Origin of the sequence: Novipirellula aureliae (genome assembly GCF_007860185.1) — a bacterium.
In the GTDB taxonomy this organism is placed as follows: domain Bacteria; phylum Planctomycetota; class Planctomycetia; order Pirellulales; family Pirellulaceae; genus Novipirellula_A; species Novipirellula_A aureliae.
This window is the reverse complement of record NZ_SJPY01000010.1, coordinates 168,462-188,734: the sequence shown is the minus strand read 5'-3', so window position 1 is coordinate 188,734 and position 20,273 is coordinate 168,462. Positions and strand designations below refer to the sequence as shown.

Below are 20,273 nucleotides of genomic sequence, written 5' to 3'. Positions count from 1 at the left end.
TTCTCGGGGGGGGACCATCCACGCGCCCCAATCGTATTGCTGCCCATGCCGACGCCCCCTCCCCGAATATCGCTTCGCTAGTCCCCCCCTCCCAAAACGGTGCTTGAGGAGGAGTGAAGAAAATTGGCGATCAGCCAGAACGTAGGCAAGCCTTCAAGCTTTTCTCACTTAGGACTTTCACTTAGGACCACGTCCAATCGACGCAAAAATTGCATCATGCGAGCGGTGGTGACGGTGCGAATGGTTGCCTGTTTCAAAAACATCGGCCCCTTGATCAGCGATGAACGTGTCGAGTTCGACAAAGGAAACGCCGCCGTCCGCATCGGTGTCCGCATCGACGATCGTGTTCCAGAACCGCTCGCGGACTTCCGTTTCGACGAGCAAGCCGTCATCGTCGGTATCGAATCGGCTGATCCATTCTTCAGCATCTCCGCCCAACAGCCCAACGCCAAAGGCACCTAAATGTCGGTGATCGCTATCGTGCGAACAATGCTCGTCGTTGGTATCATCCAGCTCGTCGGCTTCGTCCGTCTCATCGAGATCATCATCCCCGGCCAGATCATCATCCCTATCGGTGACTTCGGTTGTGTCGGTATCGTCGACGGTTGCAATCGTGGCGGCGGAACTTTGATTCAATGCGTTGATCACTGTCAGGGCATCGAGAGCAGTGATTTCGCCATCGCCATTGGCATCGCAAAGACCGACGATGTCGACATCTTCTCCGGTGATGTTCAGCGATGTTTGGTTGAGCTGATTGATGATCGTCAGCGCATCGAGCGCGGACGTGCTGCCGTCACCATTCACGTCGGTTGGATCGAGGTAGTTGTATTCAGGGACCGAGGCATCTAACCGGTCACCCCAGTGATGCCAATTGCCACCGCGATGCCAGCGACGACGGGGAAACGGATCGTCGTCACTGTCGCTGGTGTCATCCGTGTCCGTGTCCGTGTCCGTGTCCGTATCTGTGTCCGTATCTGTATCGTTTGTGGGCGTGTCACCACTCTCCGTCTCGCCAGTTGGTATCTCATTGACGGGTGTCTCATCAATTGGTATTTCATCCGTCGGGGTATCGGACGTCGTTGCAACGTCGGCGGTTGTGTACAGAGCCTGAATTGCCGTGACATCCACGTCGTCAAGGCCGGTAAACAACTGGCTCGGCGACACAAACGGAGTCAACACGCTACCCGCTTGGCTGGTGTGGTCGAGACCAAGCGAGTGGCCAATTTCGTGAACGGCAACATAGACGAGATCGAAGGCTTGGTTGCCGAGTGAATTGCCGACTTCCCATGCGTCGGCAACGTCAAATTGGATATCGCCAGCGACGCGGGCGGGATTCACGTCGTCGGGAAAGTAGGCTTGGGCCAGTGTACCGCCGACGCCGTCAATATTGGTAAAGCGGATGTCGATCGAATCACGCAATCCCGCTTCGTCGGTCGGTGTAAACGTGATATCCACCACGCTAGACCACGCATTGAGGGCCATTTCGATCGCAGCATTGGTTTCCGCTTGCGACAGTGAATCGGGTGAATTGCCAATATAGTAGCTCAGTTCCGCACTTCCCAAGCCCGGTCCATCCCAGCCAAGACTGGCTGCCAATACGCGTCGAGCTTCGAGCGGCTCGGCAGCCAGTCGGCGACGCTTCACGATCGGACGTCGGCGTGATCGAGTGGAACGGAAAAATCGCATTTCGCTTGTCCTGAGGAGATGAAAAGAATGATCGAGTACTTCCCTTGTCCTGAGAGGGAACATTCAGGACGGAAATGTCACACAAAAATGGATTTCTTTTCAGGCCTAGCAACCGAATAGTGGGGGGCCAGCAAAATTTGCATTGAGCGTGAAGGCTCAACAAGGCAAGTGCTTTGTCGACACGAAGAACGAGGGTAAGAATCTTTCGTGGCTGTGGCTTCCAGCCGCAGTTTCCTGGGGCAAAATGCCCAGAAGATCAAATTGCAAGTTGAGTGAAATGCAACGATATTGCAAGTAAGAGGGGACCCCAATCTTGGGAATTTGGGTTCTGTTGCGTCCCAGGACCTTCGAGTGCGTTGAAGGCTGCATCAATGAGCGTTCTACAAGAGCCGGTTCAACGGTCGATTCCGATGTTTTCGCGGATATCTTGTAGTGACTTAGGGAGCGAAAACAGCGGGAGACTGCAAAAAGTTGAAGTTTTTGCGGCGGATTGGAAGGACGCGAGGCAACGGGTTGTTTAGCGGGAGCCGATTGTGCTCTGTTCCTATAACAACCTGCAAGGTGTTTTTCCTATGATTCGACAGTCCTCGTTCGCTCGGTCGATGCTCTCGATGAGCTTCGCTTCCTTATGTTTGTGCTGTAGTGCCTCGGTCAATGCGCAGCCGCCCGGTTTCGGCGGCAGTGACCGTGAACTGCTTGACCAGTTTGATACAGACCAAAACGGTTGGCTCGATCGCGAAGAGCGAAAGGAAGCGAGAGCGTTTTTGCAGGAAACCCCTGGCCAAGGTCGGGGTGGAGCCGGTCTCGGTGGACCGGGTGGCGCCCCCGACTTTGGCGGTCCAGGCTTTGGCCCGCCTCTCGGATTCGGTGGACCTGATTTCGGTGGACCTGATTTCGGTGGACGCGGTGGCCTTGGCGGCCGCGAAAGCTTCGGCGGTCGCGGCGGCGGCGGCGGCGGCGGTGCCCGCGGCGGTGGTGGTGGACCACGCGGCGGCGGCGGGCCTCCCGGCATGGGGGGAAACCGGCCCGAGGCAAGCGAAGGAGACCACATTGAGAAGTCTTCGGTCGATCCAATACAAGCCGACCTCTATGACACGAGCGTGCTGCGGACGATCTTCATCGACTTTGAAAACGAAGATTGGGAAAGCGAACTCGAAGACTTTTATGGCACAGACGTTGATGTCGCCGCAACGCTGACCGTCGACGGCAAGACGTACCCAAATGTCGGTATCCACTTTCGTGGCGCATCGTCTTATGGCATGGTTCAAGCTGGCTACAAACGGTCGCTGAACGTGTCACTCGACATGGCCGATAGCGACCAACGGTTGCTAGGCTACAAGACGTTAAACCTGCTCAACGGTGCAAGCGATGATTCGATGATGAGTACGGTTCTGTACTCGCACATTGCTCGACAATATATGCCAGCGCCAAAAGCCAACTTTGTCCGTGTCGTGATCAACGGCGAGAACTGGGGCGTCTACACCAATGTCCAGCAGTTCAACAAGGATTTTTTGAAGGAGAACTATGGCTCCAGCAAAGGCAGCCGTTGGAAAGTCGCCGGATCGCCTCGGGGTGGAGGCGGTTTGGATTATCGTGGTGAAGATCCGTCGGCGTATGATTCCCCCTACGAACAGAAATCGAACGATAAAAATGCGCAAGCGAAGCTGATCGAGTTATGCCGCGTATTGGACCAAACGCCGCCCGAATCGTTACCAGCGGCACTCGAGCCAATCGTGGATGTTGACGAATTGTTGTGGTTCCTGGCGTTGGATGTATCACTCATTAACTCCGATGGTTACTGGATCCGCGCAAGTGACTACAGCATCTTCATGGATAAAGAGGACCAATTTCATTTCATTCCGCATGACATGAACGAGGCTTTTCGTGGCGCGGGCGGTGCCGGTGGTCCTGGCGGCGGCCGAGGTGGGCCCGGTGGCCGTGCCGGATCGGGCGCCCGAGAAATGGGGGCCCGAGAGATGGGCGCCCGAGAAATGGGGGCCCGAGAAATGGGGGCCCGAGAAATGGGGGCCCGAGAAATGGGGGGCCGAGCACAGGAGGCCCGGACGCAAACTTCGCCGCTAGAACTCGATCCGCTGATCGGATTGAATGCCGCGGACAAGCCACTGCGAAGTAAAGTCTTGGCGGTTCCGGAGTATCGTCAAAAGTACCTCGCCAAAGTTCGCCAGATTGCGGATGTCTCGCTCGATTGGAAAAACATCGGTCCCTTCATTCAGTCGCAAGTAAACTTGATCGATGATGCCGTAAAATCGGAGACACGCAAACTCGGCAGCTACGAGGCCTTCCGATCTGCCGTCTCTTCGGATTCGATATCCAACGCGGATGCAGCGACCGAGTCTCGCGGCGGTCACGGTAGCATGAACCTGAAAGAATTCGCCAACGGACGTCGAGCGTACTTGTTGAAGTAGGTATTTGGCATTTGCCATTTGGCTTCGGTATTTTCAACGGGTGACATACCGAAGCCAAGGGCAACGTCGATCGAGTCGTTATCTATTTCTACCTTTACGATGAAGCAGCAGTATGGAGTATTTGGAAGTTCCCTTGTTTGACGATGATCTGTTCAAGCTGGGGGTACGTTTCTTGTTTAATCTCACATTCTTGTTCCTGCTCATGTGGCTTGCGATCATGCCGGGGCTGAAGAGCAAAAGTGAGTTCGCATTCTCGGCCGTGATGATGAACATCATGGTGTTTTTCATCTGCTTCACACTGAAAAAATTGGAAATCGAACTTGGCATGGCAATCGGCTTGTTTGCCATCTTTGGGGTGCTGCGGTTCCGTACCGATGCGATCCGCACCAAAGAGATGACGTATCTATTCATCTTAATCGGCATCGCGGTTATCAACTCGTTGTCAAACAAGAAGACCAGTTACGCGGAACTCATTCTCGTCAACTTTGTGATCTTGATCGGCAGCATCCTGATGGAGCGAGTCGTTCGTAAACCGCCAAAAATCGCCAAGCCAAGTAGAAACGGAAGCCCCGATCCACCTGAAGTCGATGGAAATAGCGAGACCGTATAGCGGCGTGGGCAAGATCACGAGGCTCTGCCCAAACCCGTAACGAATGCTGCCGCGACGTTCGACGCTCGAGAGCTTTCTTAACCGCTGCCGAAACTCTTGGCGAGGTTCGCTACAAAAACTCGCAGCCTTTCCGGGCTAGACCGGCAGCACGATTTTAGGAATTTCAAGTTTAGAGGGGGTAAAGACGTGGGGTCAGAGTTTACCGATCCTAGTACGGTGGATCGAATGGTTCTCCAACCAATTCGTCCCACTTGGCGCGTTGGTCGGGTGTTAGGATTTCCAGGATGTTGTTAACCGTGTTCTGTGTCATGGTCGATCGCCTCAAATCACGGAGAGTACTAACATCCAATCCAGTTCGCGGTGGACCATCGCCGCGTCCAAAATAGTCTGGGGGTGGACCATCGCCGCCGCTAAAACGATCAGGACGTAAACCCGTGCCAAAATCGAAGCGTTCGGGACCTCGCGGGCCGTCGTTGCTTCTTCCAACTTGATTACGTCGATCATCGATTCGGCCTGGTCGTGATTGCTCGATGATCCGATTGATTTCGAGTCGTTGTTCGCGACTGAAAGCTAAGGCAGCGACAACCTCGGACGATTTGAATGTCAGTGGCAAGCGTCTTTGTCGAGCAATTTGCCTCAACCGTGTCAGTTGTTGATTGTTCAAATGGTGGGAAATGAAAGAATCAAACTCCTGCAACATCAACGTCATCTCGGGATTTTCGCTGCTCAGCCCGCCTGGATTTTGATTTGCCATCGAACGACGCTGTGATTGAAAACTGTCGATCGCGGCTTTGATCAATTGAGCCGTTTCGTTATCAATGGAGAGCTCGGTCTGCACCAGCGGATCGGCCAAATGCATCAATGGCGAAACATTGTCGAGCACCCGCAGTTCCTCGATCATCTTTTCCACGCGAGCGGAAGTGATTGCGAGTTCTCGTAGAACGGCCGGATCGTCGGACTGAACGACGAGGAAGTCTCGATAAAACTCCAATGACGTTTCTAGAAAGCTGCGTCGAAGGTCTTGCAGATCGCCGCGGTACGCCAATTCGCTTTCGGCCAAGTTACTGAAGGAATCCACCGCCGATCGAGCTTGGCTAAAATTCTGTTCGGCCACTTCCCGCTGTTGTGTTTCTCGTTGAAGGGCTTCGCGAGTCGCACGTTGTTCGCGCCAAACCAACACCGTCGTCGCGGAAAGTGCAAGCGTCGACACGAACAGTAAGCCACCCGCCACGAGTACTAAGCCACTGTTTCGCCTACGCCACTTTGCCAATCGTTCCCAGGCCGTCGGCGGTTTGGCTTTGATCGGTTTATCATCGAGCCAACTTTGCAAATCATCTGCCATCGCCGCTGCGGTGGCGTATCGCTCGGTCGGTAATTTGGCGATCGATTTGCGGATGATGGTGTCGAGTTCGGTCGGTAAATTCGGTTCAACCGATTTGGGCGACGCCGGTTCGTGCTCGACGACTTCGTTGAGCATTTCGCGGTAGCCTTCGCCACGAATCGCTGGTTGGAGTGTCAGCAGTTCATAGAGCGTGATGCCCAGCGAGTAGATGTCCGTACGATGATCGAGCATGGTGCGATTGCCAGCCGCCTGCTCGGGACTCATGTACTTGAGTGTTCCCATCGGATCGCCGGTGCGAGTCAACGGCGATGCTGCGTCTTGGACCTGCGCGAGACCGAAATCGGTGACCCATAGTTTGCCGGTGGTATCGAGCAGCAGATTTCCGGGTTTGATATCGCGATGCACAATTCCGTAACCATGGGCGTATTCGAGAGCCTGCGCCGCTTGCACGATCATGCGGACCATCGACTGGAAAAAACGCAATCGATCGCCGCTTGTATTGAACTGGGTCGATTCATTCAATCGCGTTGACCATGTCTTTTCATCGTGGCCTGGGCTTCCAACCTGGGATGGCTGCGTTTTCTCCCCAGGCTGGAGGGTAAAACCGCGGTCCATCTTGACCGTTAAGATCAAATCGCCGAGTGTTTGCCCGTCGATCAGTTGCATCGCGTAGTAATGTACCCCTCGATCGCTGCCGACCGCGTAGACGGGCACGATATTCGTATGGTGTAGCGCCGCTGCCGCATGAGCTTCATTGTGAAAACGCTTTAGTCGCACGTCGTCCAAACTACTTGCAAACGGCAATACTTTCAACGCGACCTTGCGACCGAGCGATAACTGAACCGCTTCGTAAACGACGCCCATCCCGCCTCGCCCGATCTCTCCAACGATCTGGAAGTCACCGATTGGTTGAGCCGTGAACTCGGCGTCGGGTGCGACCATCGTTGTCGGCTTCGCCGGGCCAGCCCGATGGACGATCGCCAACCCTTCCAAAGATGGCCGCAGTTCGTCGGCGATATCAGCGTGCTGCGAAAGGAACTCGTCCATCGATGGTGCTCTTTTTTCATCGAGCAGACGCATGTATCGCTTGACCGCATCGACGACGCGATCCTCGTCATGACTGTCATCGGTGGATCGAGGCGGTAGGTCTTCGGTCACATCGTTGCCACTCACCCTCGCTCTCCCATTGCCGTTTTCAATTTTGCCAAGCCACGAACCCATAGCTTTTCGACGCTGTTTACTGTTTTCCCCATCGCTTGTGCGACATCGGCAAACGCCATTCCTTCGATATTCCTCAGCACGATCACTTGGCGATAATCCTCCGGCAGCGCCTCAAGTGCGGCTGCCAATTCCAGGAACGCTTCGTTGCGAGCGAAGTGCTGACTTGGCGAAGTCATGTCCGCAGCGATGTGGGACTGCAAAAAACCCGACGCGCTGGCAAGACTAGCGTTGAGATTTTGTTCCAAACGCGGGTCCCGTTTTTGAGTGCCCAAGTATTTGCGGACGTGCATCGCCAAGACATTTGATAAAATGCCCCGCAACCATCCAGCGAACTCTTCGGCCGAGTTGCCTCGAAAGTCGGCAATGTTCCCATGCGCGGCCAAGCAAACCTCCTGTGCCAAATCCGACGGATCAGCCTTGCCCTGCATGTGATGGTGTAGCCCCGTTCGAGCTAAAAAGACGACGTACTTTCGGTAGTGGTTCAGTAGTTCGCCTAGAGCGTCGGGGTCACCACTTTGCGCAGCAGCGATCAGTTGCGACGTGCGGTTGCTGGATGCATCGGTTCGTGTAGGTTCCATCATGCGTTTCATCGCGGCGGCATCTCGCCCCGCTCCGTGATTGCTCGCGAACCGATGAGCACGCGGTTAAACGACTCATCGGACGCTATTGATTCAGTTGCGACGAAAATCAAAACCCGCCACAGAAAACATAATTCTAACGAGAAAACTCTGCACTGTCTCTCGGGACATTGCGGTGTTCGTCGGACGGCTCAGAGTTTGCTGGATTGAGCGTGATCAGTACGTCTGGCATCTCGTCGAAGAATTGAACGGTCAACGGTTGGCTTCCCTCAGCTTCAATCCGAATCGGAGCACTGCCGGTCTGATAACGGGCTGGCTCGGCTGGTTTGCCTCCGAACGAGTATGCTGCAAAGACGGTCGTGTAAAAGACAAAACGCCCATCCTGATTTCGATACAGTAAATCTTCCAAATCCGACCTTAGGTAGTGGATCTTGTTAAAGATCCTGACGCACAGGGATCTTTAACAAGATCCACTACCGGCAAACTCTATTTCTGCATCACTCGGCCTCGCCATTTTACGCCTCGGTCGATGTAGTGGTGGTAGTACGCTTTGATGATGCAGCAGGTAATCGGTAGGGCGGCTATTGGAAAACAGAGTGCTTTGTACCACTTCAACCGACATAGCCGCGTCGCAGGCACGAGGACGATTGCCTGCGTCACGTAAGCAAATATCCCGATTGCCACCATCAGCGTTTCGTGCTGGTAAAGCCCGGCGGCGATCGCCAGCAGCGGAGATGCATACACAAAGATTGGAAGAAACATAAAGGGTATCGCCAACCAAACTGGGTTAAACGGTGACAAGATGTTTTTCGTAAATCCCCAAAATGCATCTCGGTTACTTTTGAACAATCGAACACGAATTAAATCGGGCGCAAAACAAAATCCGGTTTGGTAGCCGTTCTGCTTAATGCGCTGGGCTAGTTTCACATCATCAAGTGCTTCGTTCTTTACGGATTCGAGCCCTCCAATAGCTTCGAGGGCATCACGTTGCACCAAGATGAATGCGCCCGCGGCAACGGCATGGGGTGAACGCGGATCTTCCAGTCGGCGATGGAGGAATGCGACCATACCTGCGATCATCAAGTGAGGAACCAAAACGTTTTCCCAAAAAGATTCTAACTCAACGGTTGGGAACAGGCTTAAGAAGTGATCTTCCCGACGCTCCATTTCAAGAATCGCCTCGGCGAAGCTATCTCGGTGATGAAGGACATCGGCATCTGTAAAAATGAGGAGCGATTGACTCGTTGCTGCGAGCCCATGTTGCATTGCATTCGCTTTTCCGAACCATCCATCTCGAAGGGTTGGGTCATTGATGACACCTATGCGATCATCCGATTCAGCCAACGATTTTGCAATCGAAGCGGTTTCATCGGTCGAATGGTCATTGATGATGACGACGCGAATAGAGACCGATCGCTGCTTCTGAATGCTCTCGACCGCATGCCGTAGATCTTGTTCTTCGTTACGAGCTGGAATAATGACATCGACGCAGCGAGGCGAATCATCGATAGGATTTTTGGCGGTGAGCCAGCGAGTGACCATCAAGACTCGCAAAAATGCGATGGCGATACAAATCGAGAAAAACGCCACAACGCCGGAACCAACTGTCAGGCTCAGCATGAGATAACAGATGACGACTACCGCGGTTTTGATCGCAAGATGTCCCGTGTGTTCCAAATCAATCGCATGACTTGATCGGGACGTGGATCGGGTGCCACATAAGTAAAGTAATCACGGTCGATCCCCATTAACCGGCGTCGTTCGAGCGATAAAGTGGGATCAATATCTAAGAAGCTATCCGCCAATTCGAAGTCGCGATCCCAAAGAATGGCATCGGTCAAATCATCAATAAGCGTCTCCCAAACCTCAAGGTCACTGGAATCCGTTGTCGGTAAAGTGGCGGCCCCATCGGCAAGAAAATGGTCAATGCGAACCAGTGGATTCCAAGTAGGGTCATTGGAATGAGTGATTTGGGACAGTGATTGGTAAGCCGCGGAAACCGCTCGACGCCAAAACAATGCTTCGCTTGGTAAACCCTGTTGAGGCTTTTCGCTATACAAATCAATTTCGATTGCAACCTGGTCGCGCACTTCGGTATAGATTGCCGCGACCGCTGCTTCGGTCGTCGCCGACAACGGCAAGATCGTTTTGGTGTCGGTCAATAAATGTCGGGCCACATCGTGCAAAAGGCCGATGCGTTGTGATGCGGTCAACGAATCATAGACCGAAATCCCGGACTGGCATTCAGGTGCAATAACCGCTTCCTCTTCTTCATCGAGATGGACGAGTAATGCGTCAATCATCGTATCGATCGCCAAACTGACCAATGCTGCTTCGCTGCCACGTAATGTCCTGTCTCCCCGGCTAGTGTGCCACATAGGCGTCTCGCTCCCTCATTGGATACTCCTAAACAACCACGATGAAATAGCAGCAGTTGGCAGGAATTGAAAAACGGCAAACTAAGAAGTCGTTATGATACTCGCTAGGCGAAGCGTCGGGTGGAAGGTTTTCAAGAAAAATTTTAAAGCTTCTCGGCAAACGCCAGCACCGATTGCTGCCAAAGATCTGAAAAGGCTGCATTTCCGTACTTGTGCTCAGCCTGGGGCAAAATTCGTGCTCCTACTCAGCGGTCGCCCCTACTCCTACCCGTACCCGTATCTCCTACCCCGTATCTCCTACCCGTATCTCCTACCCGTATCTCCTACCCCTATCTCTTGGTGACGATTATCGAGCGGTGCGAAATTTTTCATACCTCGTGTTAAACCGTTCAGGGTGTCAACCGGCGAACAACCGCTAAATTCCTGCCAACGCGGCGGTTTGGGAATAATCTCGCAGCCCCGTCGTGGCTCCAACGGCGGTCACACAACAAGCACCGGTCGCCGCTGCTAAGCGACCCGCTTCCCGATCCGAGTTTCCTCGTATCAACCCCGTCAACAAGCCTGCATAAAAACAATCCCCAGCTCCGGTTGTATCCATCACTTCGCCTGGAGGTTTAACTGCTTCAATCCTTTGGTACTCACCATCGGATCGGCTTAGCATCGCCCCTTGCTCGCCTAGTTTAACTCCAATCAATCCCGTCGCACCTGCATCACGCAAACAATCGATGATCGCTTTCGGATCGGTTTTGCCCGTCTGATGACTCGCTTCGGCGTAACTTGGCACATAGACATCCAAATGCGGCAATATTCGATCAAGAGGTTGCATGCCGCCGCCATCGCCCGCTGCATCCATTGCTGTCCGACACCCCGTCGACCGGATCGCAGCCAACACGTCCGCCAAGTCATCTAGCAAATGGGGCATCAATGGATAGTAGCCGATGAGAGCATAGCGGCTGTTTGCGAACAAATCCAAATGCTTCATGTACAAAGCCTTGTCCATTTGTTTCGCAGCACCGACACAGTGAGCGAAGCTTCGCTGACCCTCATGGTCTACCATGACGGCTGTGACGCTAGTGGTTGCTCCCGAGCGAGTAAGCAAGCCCTCGCTTGCGATTTCATGTTTACAATATTGCGAGCGAATCACGTCACTCCAATGGTCATCGCCGACCAAAGAGAAGGCGGCAGCACGCATTCCCAGTTTCGAAAAGGCAATGGAGGCATTCGAGACCATTCCCCCCGTCGTCAACTCAATCGGATTGACTCGCAGCAATTGCCCGCTGCCGATCGATGTCTCGAGGGGCACAGGCCGGATGAAGATGTCAACGACGCATGAGCCACATACGATACAGTCAGTCTTATTCATGAATTTGTTCCGCTCTACGTTAAGTCGATTGCACAATTGTGGCGCAGACTGGTCGATTGCCGACCGTTGGTAAATGCTAGTCGGAGCTTTCATCGCGGCATAGGCTCCCATGAGCAATGATTTGGCTCAAAAATGCGTTTGAATCCCTCACTTGGATTCATCCTCGGTTCGCAAAAATCAGTTGGCACAGTATGTGCGACCTCATTCTGGGGACAATCACAGTGGGAAACTCGCGAATAACGCAAACCCCACCTCAAACCACCAAATCAATTTACGCAAGGGACAACAACGATGGCAAATCGAGAACAATTTCGCGGTCATTGGAACGAAGTAAAGGGCCGTTTAAAGGAGCACTGGGGGCAACTGACGGAGGATGATCTGCAAAGAGCAGAAGGTTCTGCTGAGCAACTTGTCGGCGTGGTCCAGCAAAAAACGGGGGCAACGCGGAAGGAGGTTGAAAAGTTCTTGAACAATATACTTGGAGGCAGCTTGGGTGACCAAGCCTCGGAAACCGTTCGTCAATACAGCGAAGCAGCCCAAGGGTTTGCCGACGAGGCCGGCGCTTATGCGAAAGAGCAGGCGCGGCGATTGGCCGCTCAGTCGAGTGACTACTCTGCGAAGATCGTTGATACGATACGAACGCGGCCGACCGAGTCGCTAGCGATCGCGTTTGGAATTGGAATCGCCGCCGGTGCGTTATTCTTCGCAGGGCGCAGGCGGTAACATGGCATCAACTCTAGCAACGCGAAAACAGAGCGCGGCGATTCGGGATCGAATGAGCGAGATTCGATGCGATCTACCATACGACGTCGACGACGCCAGAGAACGTGTCAAACAATTGACGGATTGGAAGTATCACTTCGCACGACGCCCACTGCCCATTCTGGCTGCGGTCGCGATAGCAGGCTATTTGATTGTGCCTTCGAGAAAACGCGAACAATCGACAATTGTCCTCCATCATACCGGTTCGGAGCAAGTCAGAGCGCTGGCGAAGAGAGGAGTCATGAGCGGTATCGTTGCAGCGGCTGGCACGATGATACTGCGCCAAGCCGTGTCGTTAGCCGCAGACCACTTCACTCATAAATTAAAACAAGGTAGTCGACTGTGATTGCACACCATCAAGACGAAACGTTTCGCCAGTATGCACAATCGAACCAGGCTCATGCTGAAGCGATCGAGCAGGACCAGCAGGTCCTAACGGATAAGCTAAATCAGATGCTGACGGCGAAACCGATGCTATCCCTTGCCACGGCCGTCGGCATGGGTATGGTCATCGGCTGGCTCTTCAAACGCAAAGAGTGGTAAGCGCAATGGGAGAACAAGCAAAGACGCGACCATCCAGCGTTCAAAAGGTAATTGCCGACATAATTGATCTGTTTGAATTGCAGCTGGAATTGATGTCGGTTGATAGCCAAGAAGCAACACGCAAACTTACAAAAGCCGCCGTTCTTGCGGGCGTTGCAATACCGTTGGGAGGGGCTGCGCTAACGATCGCGTTGGCCGGCTGCGGTTTACTCCTCAGTGAAATGACTTCGCTTTCGGTTGGCACTGCCATACTGTTGACGGGAGCTGTCTTCATTGCCGTCGTTGGCGTGCTGCTGTTTATGGCTCTAAAAGCTGTCACGGCGGCCGGCAGTGCGATGAGCGAAACGAAGTCGGAGTTTGCCGAGAACCTTCGCTGGCTAAAAGCAACCTTACTGCGCCCCTCGAGGTCACCAAGAAACCAAATTCGCCGTGAATCGTTTTCCGGTTCCGATCAACGATCCTATTCAGAGTCTGCTTCAGAATCTGCCTACCGGAGCCATTGGCGGAATGGTTCCGCTAGACCTGCTCGCTAACTCAGCCAACCGACAACAGGTATTCAAATGTTCAATTCCGACATATCCGATAAAGCCCGTCCTGCCGCCGATTGCGTTGCTTCCCAAGCGGGCGATGGGGTACAGGGCGCCACAAATCATTATGTTCGAGAGCCAGCAAATGAGCTCTTTTCTTTGGCAAAGACTTATGCAAAAGACAATCCCGATGTCGCCGCATGCTGGGCTTTTGCGATCGGAGTCGTCGTCGGTTGGAAGCTGAAACCGTAGGACGCTGGCTATCGAATTAGCGAAAGCTGACATCGGATTAGCGAAAGCTGACGATGTAATTGGCACTCTGCCTTGCCCCCCTCCTCTTAGCTCCTCGCGTCAGCCGCTCCCGCATATTTTCATTTTTAAATAATCCAGTAAACTATCGAGGTGCCAATCATGACAACCGCAACGGCGGGACTCGCTGAGCCAAAGCTCTTTTCTAGAGACCAGACTTCCCAAAATACTGGATACAAGACAATGCCAAGTGTGTTAGTCATTGATGACGATCGTCTCGTGCTGACATTGACCGAGCAAGCGTTAGCTCCCATTGCAGACGTTGAAATTGCGGCAACGGCCGAGGAAGGATTGGTCAAGCTTCGAAGCGGTAAATTTGATGCCGTATTGCTGGACATTCAGCTGCCTGATCAGAATGGGCTGGCTGTTTACTGCGAAATTCGCGAGCATGATCGTCGAATCCCTGTTATCTTCATGACGATCGATGCGGCAAGCAATACTGCGATTGAAGCGATGCAGTTAGGCGCTTTCGATTACATCGCCAAGCCGTTGGCGGTCGATCCGCTCCGCGACCTTCTTGACAAGGCAATCGAGCAGCGAAAAATAAGCAGTGTTCCGGTCGCAATTGCTGCAGACGATGAAACCGAATCCGCATCAGGCGAATTGTTCATCGGGGCAGCTCCGTCGATGTTGGATGTTTTCAAAGCGATTGGCAAGGTCGCCAAGCAGGACGTTCCAATCTTAGTCCGCGGCGAAAGTGGAACGGGTAAGGAATTGGTTGCCCGAGCCCTTTATCAATACAGCCATCGCGAAAGTGAAACGTTCTTGGCCGTGAACTGTGCCGCATTGCCTGATAATTTGCTTGAAAGCGAATTGTTTGGGCACGAGAAGGGCTCCTTTACCGGGGCCGAATCACGGAGGATCGGAAAGTTTGAACAATGTAACGGTGGTACGTTGTTTTTAGACGAAATTGGTGACATGGCTCCTTCGGTACAAGCAAAGGTTCTGCGTGTGCTTCAGGAACAGCGATTCGAACGGGTTGGTGGAAACAAGGAACTCAAAACCGACGTTCGTATTATCGCGGCGACCAATCGTCCACTCGAACAAATGGTCGAAGAGGGTGACTATCGAGAGGATTTGTTGTACCGATTGAACGGGGTGACAATCGAACTGCCGCCGCTTCGGGACCGACTTAGCGATGTTCCGGCATTGGTGCGATTCTTTCTTGGACAGGCCAAGCGTGAATTTAACAAGCTCGACTTGGAAGGCTTGTCACCCGAAGCCGTTGGGAAATTGACGGCATACGATTGGCCAGGCAACGTGCGTCAACTGCGGGCCGTGATTCGCCGCTGCGTTCTCGATTCCGTCATGCCAGTCATCACGCCCGATGGATTGCCACGAGAGGTACTTGGCGTGATCGAATCGAATGATGCCAGTGGTTCTACTGCCGAACCCGATAACGCTCGTTCGGGAGCCGGTTTACCTGCTTTGGTTCAGAGTTTACTCAGGAATAAATCAACAAATGTTTATTCCGAATCGCTGGAGTATATGGAGAAGTACGTCATCAGCGTGGTTTTGAAGGAAACCAACGGGAACCAAAGTCAAGCGGCGGAGATTTTAGGGATTACGCGTGGCAAGCTGCGTGATCGGATCAAGTCGTTCGACATCGTACTTAGCAGCGATGTTGCCATGCCCTCTTGAGAGTCTCCATGCGTGAGGGTACGAACGGACGTTATGCTTGCCATGGTTTTCTAATGCGAAGCAATTTGAATTATGAGCTTACTTACCCAACAACAACGCACTCGGTTCGATCAGGCGCTGACACGCGTTGGCGGCGACGAAGAGATGCTGATCGTGCTTGCTAGAATGGCGGTCGAAGATGCCCCACCATTGATGGAAAAGCTTGAGGCACAACTCGCCAATCAAGAGCTTTCCGGCGTCGCCAAGACAACGCATGCGTTCAAGGGACTCTTGAGTACATTTGAGACGGGCACGCCGGTCGAGCAATTGCAGGCGATCATGGACGCGGCGAAGGAAGGTGACCTGAAAACGGCTAGCGGATGCTATCGAGAACTTAAGCCGGCGATTAATGAACTCCTTCACCAAATCGACCAATTGCTCGCTGAGTAGTCTCCGCCGTTCGATGGCTTAAACGTCCGTGACGCGTCTCGCTGGCATGCGTTTGCCAGCCGCTTTGTCACGAAAATGGGGGCGGGGAACGATCTCATTGGTGCTAGCTGCGGTTCCGACATGGGCTCTTTCTTTGAGCGTTTGCGCCGCGCCGTCTAAGTCACCGAGGTACTCTTCTCTCACCTTGGGATGCTCCTTCACTTCTTCTGGCGTACCGTCGATCAAGACGGCGCCTTGATAGATCACATAACATCGATCGACGGTGCCGAGAATTTCCCTCGCCGCATGATCGGTAATCAACACGCTGATCCCGCTATCACGAAGTTGTTTGATAACACCTTGGATCGACTGGACCGTGATCGGGTCAATGCCAGCGAAAGGTTCGTCAAGCATGACAATTCTCGGATCCGACACCAAGCATCGAGCGATCTCCAATCGCCGCCGCTCACCGCCACTAAGTCCGGCCGCACGGCTTTTTCGAATATGAGTGATATTGAACTCTTCGAGTAGTTCTTGGGTTCTCGCTTTACGCGCTTTCCGATCCATCCCTAGAAGTTCAAGCAGTGCCGAAATATTTTGCTCGACCGTCAGCTTCTTGAAAACACTAGGTTCTTGCGGCAAGTAACCCATGTGGCCATCCCGGGCGCGGCGGAACATTGGCCAATCGGTCACGTCTTGACCTTCTAAATAAACTCGGCCACGATCGGGGGGAACCATGCCGCAGATCATTCGAAAGCTAGTGGATTTGCCAGCGCCATTGGGACCGAGTAATCCTACAATCTCGCCCTCGTCCACGTGCAAGTTGACACCATCAACCACTCGCCGCCGACCATAGGTTTTTTGCAGATCGATCGCTTGTAAAATGGGTTGTCGTTCGTTCATCGCATCCATGCCCTATTCGGACAAAGCCTTATCTAAAACTACCGAATCAACTTCATTCGGCGAAAATTGGGAGTAAAGGGGACTGGCGAATTCCACGAGTGCGGCCAAAAGACGACAAGGGCCTTTCCGACAAGCAAGTCGCGAGGAACGTAGGAGGCATCGCTCCAGCGATCCGCCCCTTCCGGCATCCCGAAACGTACTTTTGTTCCGGCCCAGCATCGAGCATCCAAGCTCTCCGGGCTATTGTCACCCATTGGAAAGAATTGATCGTCTTCAAGTACGAAACTGACACTACGGCGAGTTTGCCAAAGTGGCGAATCATTCCAGTCCGCTGGGTGCGTCATCAGTTCTTGAATGTCAAGCTGCGACATCGACCGGCTAAACACTTGCCAAACCTTTCGCATGTCGTAATCAATGACCGACTCTTGGGCATCCTTGGTCGCAATATAGTATTTATCACGATCAACTTTTAGATGGTCAATCGTTGCATCTCCGCCGCGAACCGCGACGGCAACAGGAGCGGCATCAAGTGGATGTGACAAACCGCCGTAACGAGGATGATCCTCGGCATCGGTGCGAAAGGAGCGTGAATCAAATGTCGTGGCCGTATCAAACGACACCAAGTTGTCATCGACCCACAAGACGATTTGATCGTCAAAATTGCTCATCCGAACCGAGTGTTTTGAGCCTGCTAAAACGGAGGTTTCCGCGGTGGGATGAAGATTCGATTCGCCGTCGGCGTCGAAACCAACCGTCTCTTCCTGGTCGAAGATCGACAATGATGCACGACCGCTTGTGAGATCAAATTGGCATTGATAGCGGATCCCCGCTTCGACCAATTCGACGATCAATTCCTTGCTGCTTGGCGAGGTTTCGATATTCGCTTCGAGCATCAGGTCACCGACCCAGTGTACTCCTTCCTTGGAAAATCCCTGGGCCCCATAGGCAGCCCGTCCTCGAAATTGATCTGGGCCGACGCCCGGCTGATAGTCAGGATCGAACACGCCTTTGCTATAGCCGAACCGAGGAACAAAGCTACGACCTCCGCTACGGTTTCGAATTAAAGAAGGCGGTTCGCTATAGACCTGATCCGCGTTGACTTGGATGTAGGAGTCGTAAGCATAAAAATCGGTAATCAAACGACTCGAGTAGGGATCGACATTAGCAAGTTTTTGGTTGTTCGACGCTTCGGCCCATTGCTGCTCGGTGGGCCATCGATGGAAGTACCGAAGCCAGTGCGGTTCGGTGTCCGATGCATCTTTTAGCATCGCCACAAACGAGTCGCTCGTCCGCTCAATCTGCCAAGAATCGGTAGGCGGCGTTGCCGCATTTTCTTGCCAAGGTTGCCACCGGCTTGGGTAGTTTGCTTGGATCAGTTCGCCCGATTGATAATCGGTATCGTGAACGATGTGCCGCATCGATAAAATTTTCTTTGCCGGCTTTCGCAGTATCTCAGGTCTCTGCGTCGAGCCGGTTGGATGTGCGTATACATCACCGTGTCGCAGCGTCAACGTCTCTTTGGGCAAACCGACAAGTCGTTTGATATAGTTTTGTTTGGGGTTGCCAGGAAATTTGAAAACGATGACATCCCATCGCTCCGGTTCGCAAATCGTGTAAGCGAACTTGCTGACCAAAATCCGGTCTCCATTGAAGGTCGAATCGTTTGGCTCGTTGACCAAATCCATCGGATTGACGTGACGGCAATTAGGGCAGATTCCTGCGACCACCGTTTTTTCCATGGTTGGGCCGCGTCGTTCTAAGCTGGCCCCCACTTGGAATGGCATCCCACATCGATCGCAACGGACGTCCTTATGAGCCCCCATCAATGTTGGGGCCATCGATCCAGTTGGAATAACAAACGCTTCCGCCAAAAAGGCTCGGAAAAGTAACGCCAAAATAAACGCGACCACAAACGCTTCGACGGTCTCTCGCTGAGCTCCCGTCCGGAACGATTCCGCCCGGATCTCCGCATCGCTGCGAGTCTCTTCAACTTTGCTAGCCTTTTCCGCCGCGATGCGGGCTTCCGCCTCCGATGGCGATTCGGTCGAGGCGGTTTTCGAGGTCGGTTTTCGGCTCATAGAAGCAATTCAACGCGAATGAGAACGTACAAAAAAAGTGGCTTGAGTTCACCAAGTGCTCCATCTTAGCAATTCAGAGCGATCGGCGGAACTTCGATTCAAGAGCTATTCTCCGACTTTTCGGCTCAATCCATCGCTGGTGTCGACGCAATCTGTCCGATCGCGATCCCTCCCCCACTAGCCCGGATGATTCATTAGCCGTTTTGCCGATAGCGGCCTGCTGATTTAGTCGGTTTGACTCGACTTATTGTTTAACGCCAAGCCGTAGGCGACCGCTTTTGGAAAAGCTGACGCCTTCGGCTAAGCGTTAAACGATTAAATCGACAGCCCGCTAACGCCAAAACGGCTAATACGCAGACTGTTTTTCGAGCAATGAACGTAAACGCTTGAAGGCGTAGACGTTAGCAAAACAATTTGCAAGCCCATGAATCATCCGGGCTAGGCAGCAAGTCTCAAGAGAGGACGGAAATCGAGGAATTTGAGCGAGAGAAACACGCGCCGCCATTGGGCTACCGCAAAAAATTCCATTCTCGTTTTTCGTATCGCTCTTGTTTCAGCAGTTGGCTCCGTTCGGAAATCTGCAGAAGAATCGTTTCCTTTGCCGAATCCCTCTTTGCATTCACAGCAAACGATCGCTGTATTTCTGATTCGATTCGCTTCGCATCAACGTTTATGTTGGTGATGAAGGAGTCATGATCGCGGCCGCTTCGATATTCCGGTTGCCGCGGTGCGGTCCGCAGACATTTGGCAATCAGTTCTAAATCGGCAGAGTAGAGAATGGTTCCGTGATAAAGAACGTGCCGGCGAATCATCCGCATACTGTTTCCTGAGAATTTCCTGTTCCCAATCGTCAAATCACATATTCCTTGAAAAGCAATCTCTGGTGCATGCTTTTGCATCGCCATCGTTAACCGCTGCATCACAAAATCGTGGCAGGCGTTAATTTGGCTTAGCTCAGGACGAAGATTCAGGTCCAGGACCACACTGTACATTAAGCACCCCGGACCGCCGACAATCGAGGCTCCACCGCTACAACGACGGAAAATGGGGATTGAATGTGACTCACAGTAGGGAACGTCGATCTCCTCGTCGACTCGCGATGAACGCCCCAAAACGACCGTTGGCCCTGCAAACTCCCACAGTCGCAAAAATTCATACGACCGATCCGTTTGCTCTTCGGCCCATACGAGTAAAGCCTCATCCATTGCCAATTGATCGGCGGGTTCGAAGAGGGATTCTGGAATCAATAGCATATGGATTTTAAAAAAATGTTGGCAAAGTGAGTGAAAAATTGATTGAGTCTGCGGACTTGCACGGCCCCGAAAGCTTACCGAATCTGTAAAACTTCGGTAAGCTAGCGATCACAGGACGTCCCATCGATTACGGATGTGGTAAGAAAGCATCAAGACTTTCGTCTGCACTGGGATTTCGTCTGCACTGGGATTTCGTCTGCGCTGGGATTTCGTCTGCGCTGGCGATTTCGTCTGGACTGGGATGA

At 53.0% G+C, this 20,273-nt stretch carries 19 protein-coding genes; 9 read left to right on the top strand and 10 right to left on the bottom strand.

All coding sequences use genetic code 11. From position 1 onward, the window contains the following. Positions 1–177: 177 nt before the first annotated feature. A complete protein-coding gene (locus tag Q31b_RS25600) occupies positions 178–1,686 on the bottom strand; it encodes a matrixin family metalloprotease (protein WP_146602508.1) in 1,509 nt (502 codons plus the stop codon). Positions 1,687–2,258: 572 nt separating this feature from the next. Between Q31b_RS25600 and Q31b_RS25595 the strand changes: the two genes are divergently transcribed. Both Q31b_RS25595 and Q31b_RS25590 read left to right on the top strand, forming a co-directional pair. Continuing rightward, positions 2,259–4,112, top strand: coding sequence for a CotH kinase family protein (locus Q31b_RS25595; RefSeq protein ID WP_231617848.1), 1,854 nt, complete (start codon positions 2,259–2,261; stop codon positions 4,110–4,112). Positions 4,113–4,224: 112 nt separating this feature from the next. Next, the gene (locus Q31b_RS25590; RefSeq protein WP_146602507.1) at positions 4,225–4,722 is read left to right on the top strand and encodes a DUF4956 domain-containing protein; all 498 of its coding nucleotides are present in this window, start codon (positions 4,225–4,227) and stop codon (positions 4,720–4,722) included. Positions 4,723–4,930: 208 nt separating this feature from the next. Here the strand turns inward: Q31b_RS25590 and Q31b_RS25585 are convergent, their stop codons facing one another. The 6 genes from Q31b_RS25585 to Q31b_RS25560 all read right to left on the bottom strand — a co-directional run bounded on the left by Q31b_RS25585 (position 4,931) and on the right by Q31b_RS25560 (position 11,604). Then, positions 4,931–7,144 carry a serine/threonine protein kinase gene (locus Q31b_RS25585; RefSeq protein ID WP_449289935.1) on the bottom strand — a complete coding sequence of 738 codons (2,214 nt, stop codon included), beginning with the start codon at positions 7,142–7,144 and terminating at the stop codon, positions 4,931–4,933. A gap of 89 nt (positions 7,145–7,233) precedes the next feature. Next, positions 7,234–7,866: a sigma-70 family RNA polymerase sigma factor gene (locus Q31b_RS25580; RefSeq protein WP_231617846.1), complete on the bottom strand. Its 633-nt coding sequence runs from the start codon at positions 7,864–7,866 to the stop codon at positions 7,234–7,236. A 133-nt stretch (positions 7,867–7,999) separates the two neighbouring features. Further along, positions 8,000–8,272, bottom strand: a complete 273-nt coding sequence (locus Q31b_RS25575; protein ID WP_146602505.1) for a hypothetical protein — start codon at positions 8,270–8,272, stop codon at positions 8,000–8,002. A 77-nt stretch (positions 8,273–8,349) separates the two neighbouring features. Next, on the bottom strand, positions 8,350–9,483 hold the full coding sequence (locus Q31b_RS25570; protein ID WP_146602504.1) for a glycosyltransferase: 1,134 nt from the start codon (positions 9,481–9,483) through the stop codon (positions 8,350–8,352). A gap of 17 nt (positions 9,484–9,500) precedes the next feature. Beyond that, positions 9,501–10,241: a hypothetical protein gene (locus Q31b_RS25565; RefSeq protein WP_146602503.1), complete on the bottom strand. Its 741-nt coding sequence runs from the start codon at positions 10,239–10,241 to the stop codon at positions 9,501–9,503. 415 nt (positions 10,242–10,656) lie between these two features. Beyond that, positions 10,657–11,604 carry a carbohydrate kinase family protein gene (locus tag Q31b_RS25560; RefSeq protein WP_197172342.1) on the bottom strand — a complete coding sequence of 316 codons (948 nt, stop codon included), beginning with the start codon at positions 11,602–11,604 and terminating at the stop codon, positions 10,657–10,659. Between the two features lie 291 nt (positions 11,605–11,895). Between Q31b_RS25560 and Q31b_RS25555 the strand changes: the two genes are divergently transcribed. The 7 genes from Q31b_RS25555 to Q31b_RS25525 all read left to right on the top strand — a co-directional run bounded on the left by Q31b_RS25555 (position 11,896) and on the right by Q31b_RS25525 (position 15,815). Then, positions 11,896–12,327 carry a CsbD family protein gene (locus Q31b_RS25555; RefSeq protein WP_146602501.1) on the top strand — a complete coding sequence of 144 codons (432 nt, stop codon included), beginning with the start codon at positions 11,896–11,898 and terminating at the stop codon, positions 12,325–12,327. 1 nt (position 12,328) lies between these two features. After that, a complete protein-coding gene (locus tag Q31b_RS25550) occupies positions 12,329–12,712 on the top strand; it encodes a hypothetical protein (RefSeq protein WP_146602500.1) in 384 nt (127 codons plus the stop codon). Beyond that, on the top strand, positions 12,709–12,909 hold the full coding sequence (locus tag Q31b_RS25545; RefSeq protein ID WP_146602499.1) for a hypothetical protein: 201 nt from the start codon (positions 12,709–12,711) through the stop codon (positions 12,907–12,909). The genes Q31b_RS25550 and Q31b_RS25545 overlap by 4 nt, the downstream gene beginning before the upstream one ends. Before the next feature lie 5 nt (positions 12,910–12,914). Next, entirely contained in the window at positions 12,915–13,442 is a 528-nt protein-coding gene (locus tag Q31b_RS25540) for a phage holin family protein (RefSeq protein ID WP_146602498.1), read from the top strand. Positions 13,443–13,469: 27 nt separating this feature from the next. Then, entirely contained in the window at positions 13,470–13,688 is a 219-nt protein-coding gene (locus tag Q31b_RS25535; protein ID WP_146602497.1) for a hypothetical protein, read from the top strand. A 240-nt stretch (positions 13,689–13,928) separates the two neighbouring features. Further along, on the top strand, positions 13,929–15,386 hold the full coding sequence (locus Q31b_RS25530) for a sigma-54-dependent transcriptional regulator (RefSeq protein ID WP_146602556.1): 1,458 nt from the start codon (positions 13,929–13,931) through the stop codon (positions 15,384–15,386). Between the two features lie 72 nt (positions 15,387–15,458). Further along, positions 15,459–15,815 (top strand): Hpt domain-containing protein, encoded by a 357-nt coding sequence (locus Q31b_RS25525; protein ID WP_146602496.1) that lies wholly within the window; start codon positions 15,459–15,461, stop codon positions 15,813–15,815. Positions 15,816–15,833: 18 nt separating this feature from the next. Here the strand turns inward: Q31b_RS25525 and lptB are convergent, their stop codons facing one another. The 3 genes from lptB to Q31b_RS25510 form a co-directional block, all read right to left on the bottom strand. Continuing rightward, entirely contained in the window at positions 15,834–16,706 is an 873-nt protein-coding gene (gene lptB, locus Q31b_RS25520; RefSeq protein ID WP_231617845.1) for an LPS export ABC transporter ATP-binding protein, read from the bottom strand. A 29-nt stretch (positions 16,707–16,735) separates the two neighbouring features. After that, positions 16,736–18,775 carry a signal peptidase I gene (gene lepB, locus Q31b_RS25515; protein WP_146602495.1) on the bottom strand — a complete coding sequence of 680 codons (2,040 nt, stop codon included), beginning with the start codon at positions 18,773–18,775 and terminating at the stop codon, positions 16,736–16,738. A gap of 509 nt (positions 18,776–19,284) precedes the next feature. After that, positions 19,285–20,028 carry a lipoate--protein ligase family protein gene (locus tag Q31b_RS25510; protein ID WP_146602494.1) on the bottom strand — a complete coding sequence of 248 codons (744 nt, stop codon included), beginning with the start codon at positions 20,026–20,028 and terminating at the stop codon, positions 19,285–19,287. Positions 20,029–20,273: the final 245 nt, after the last annotated feature.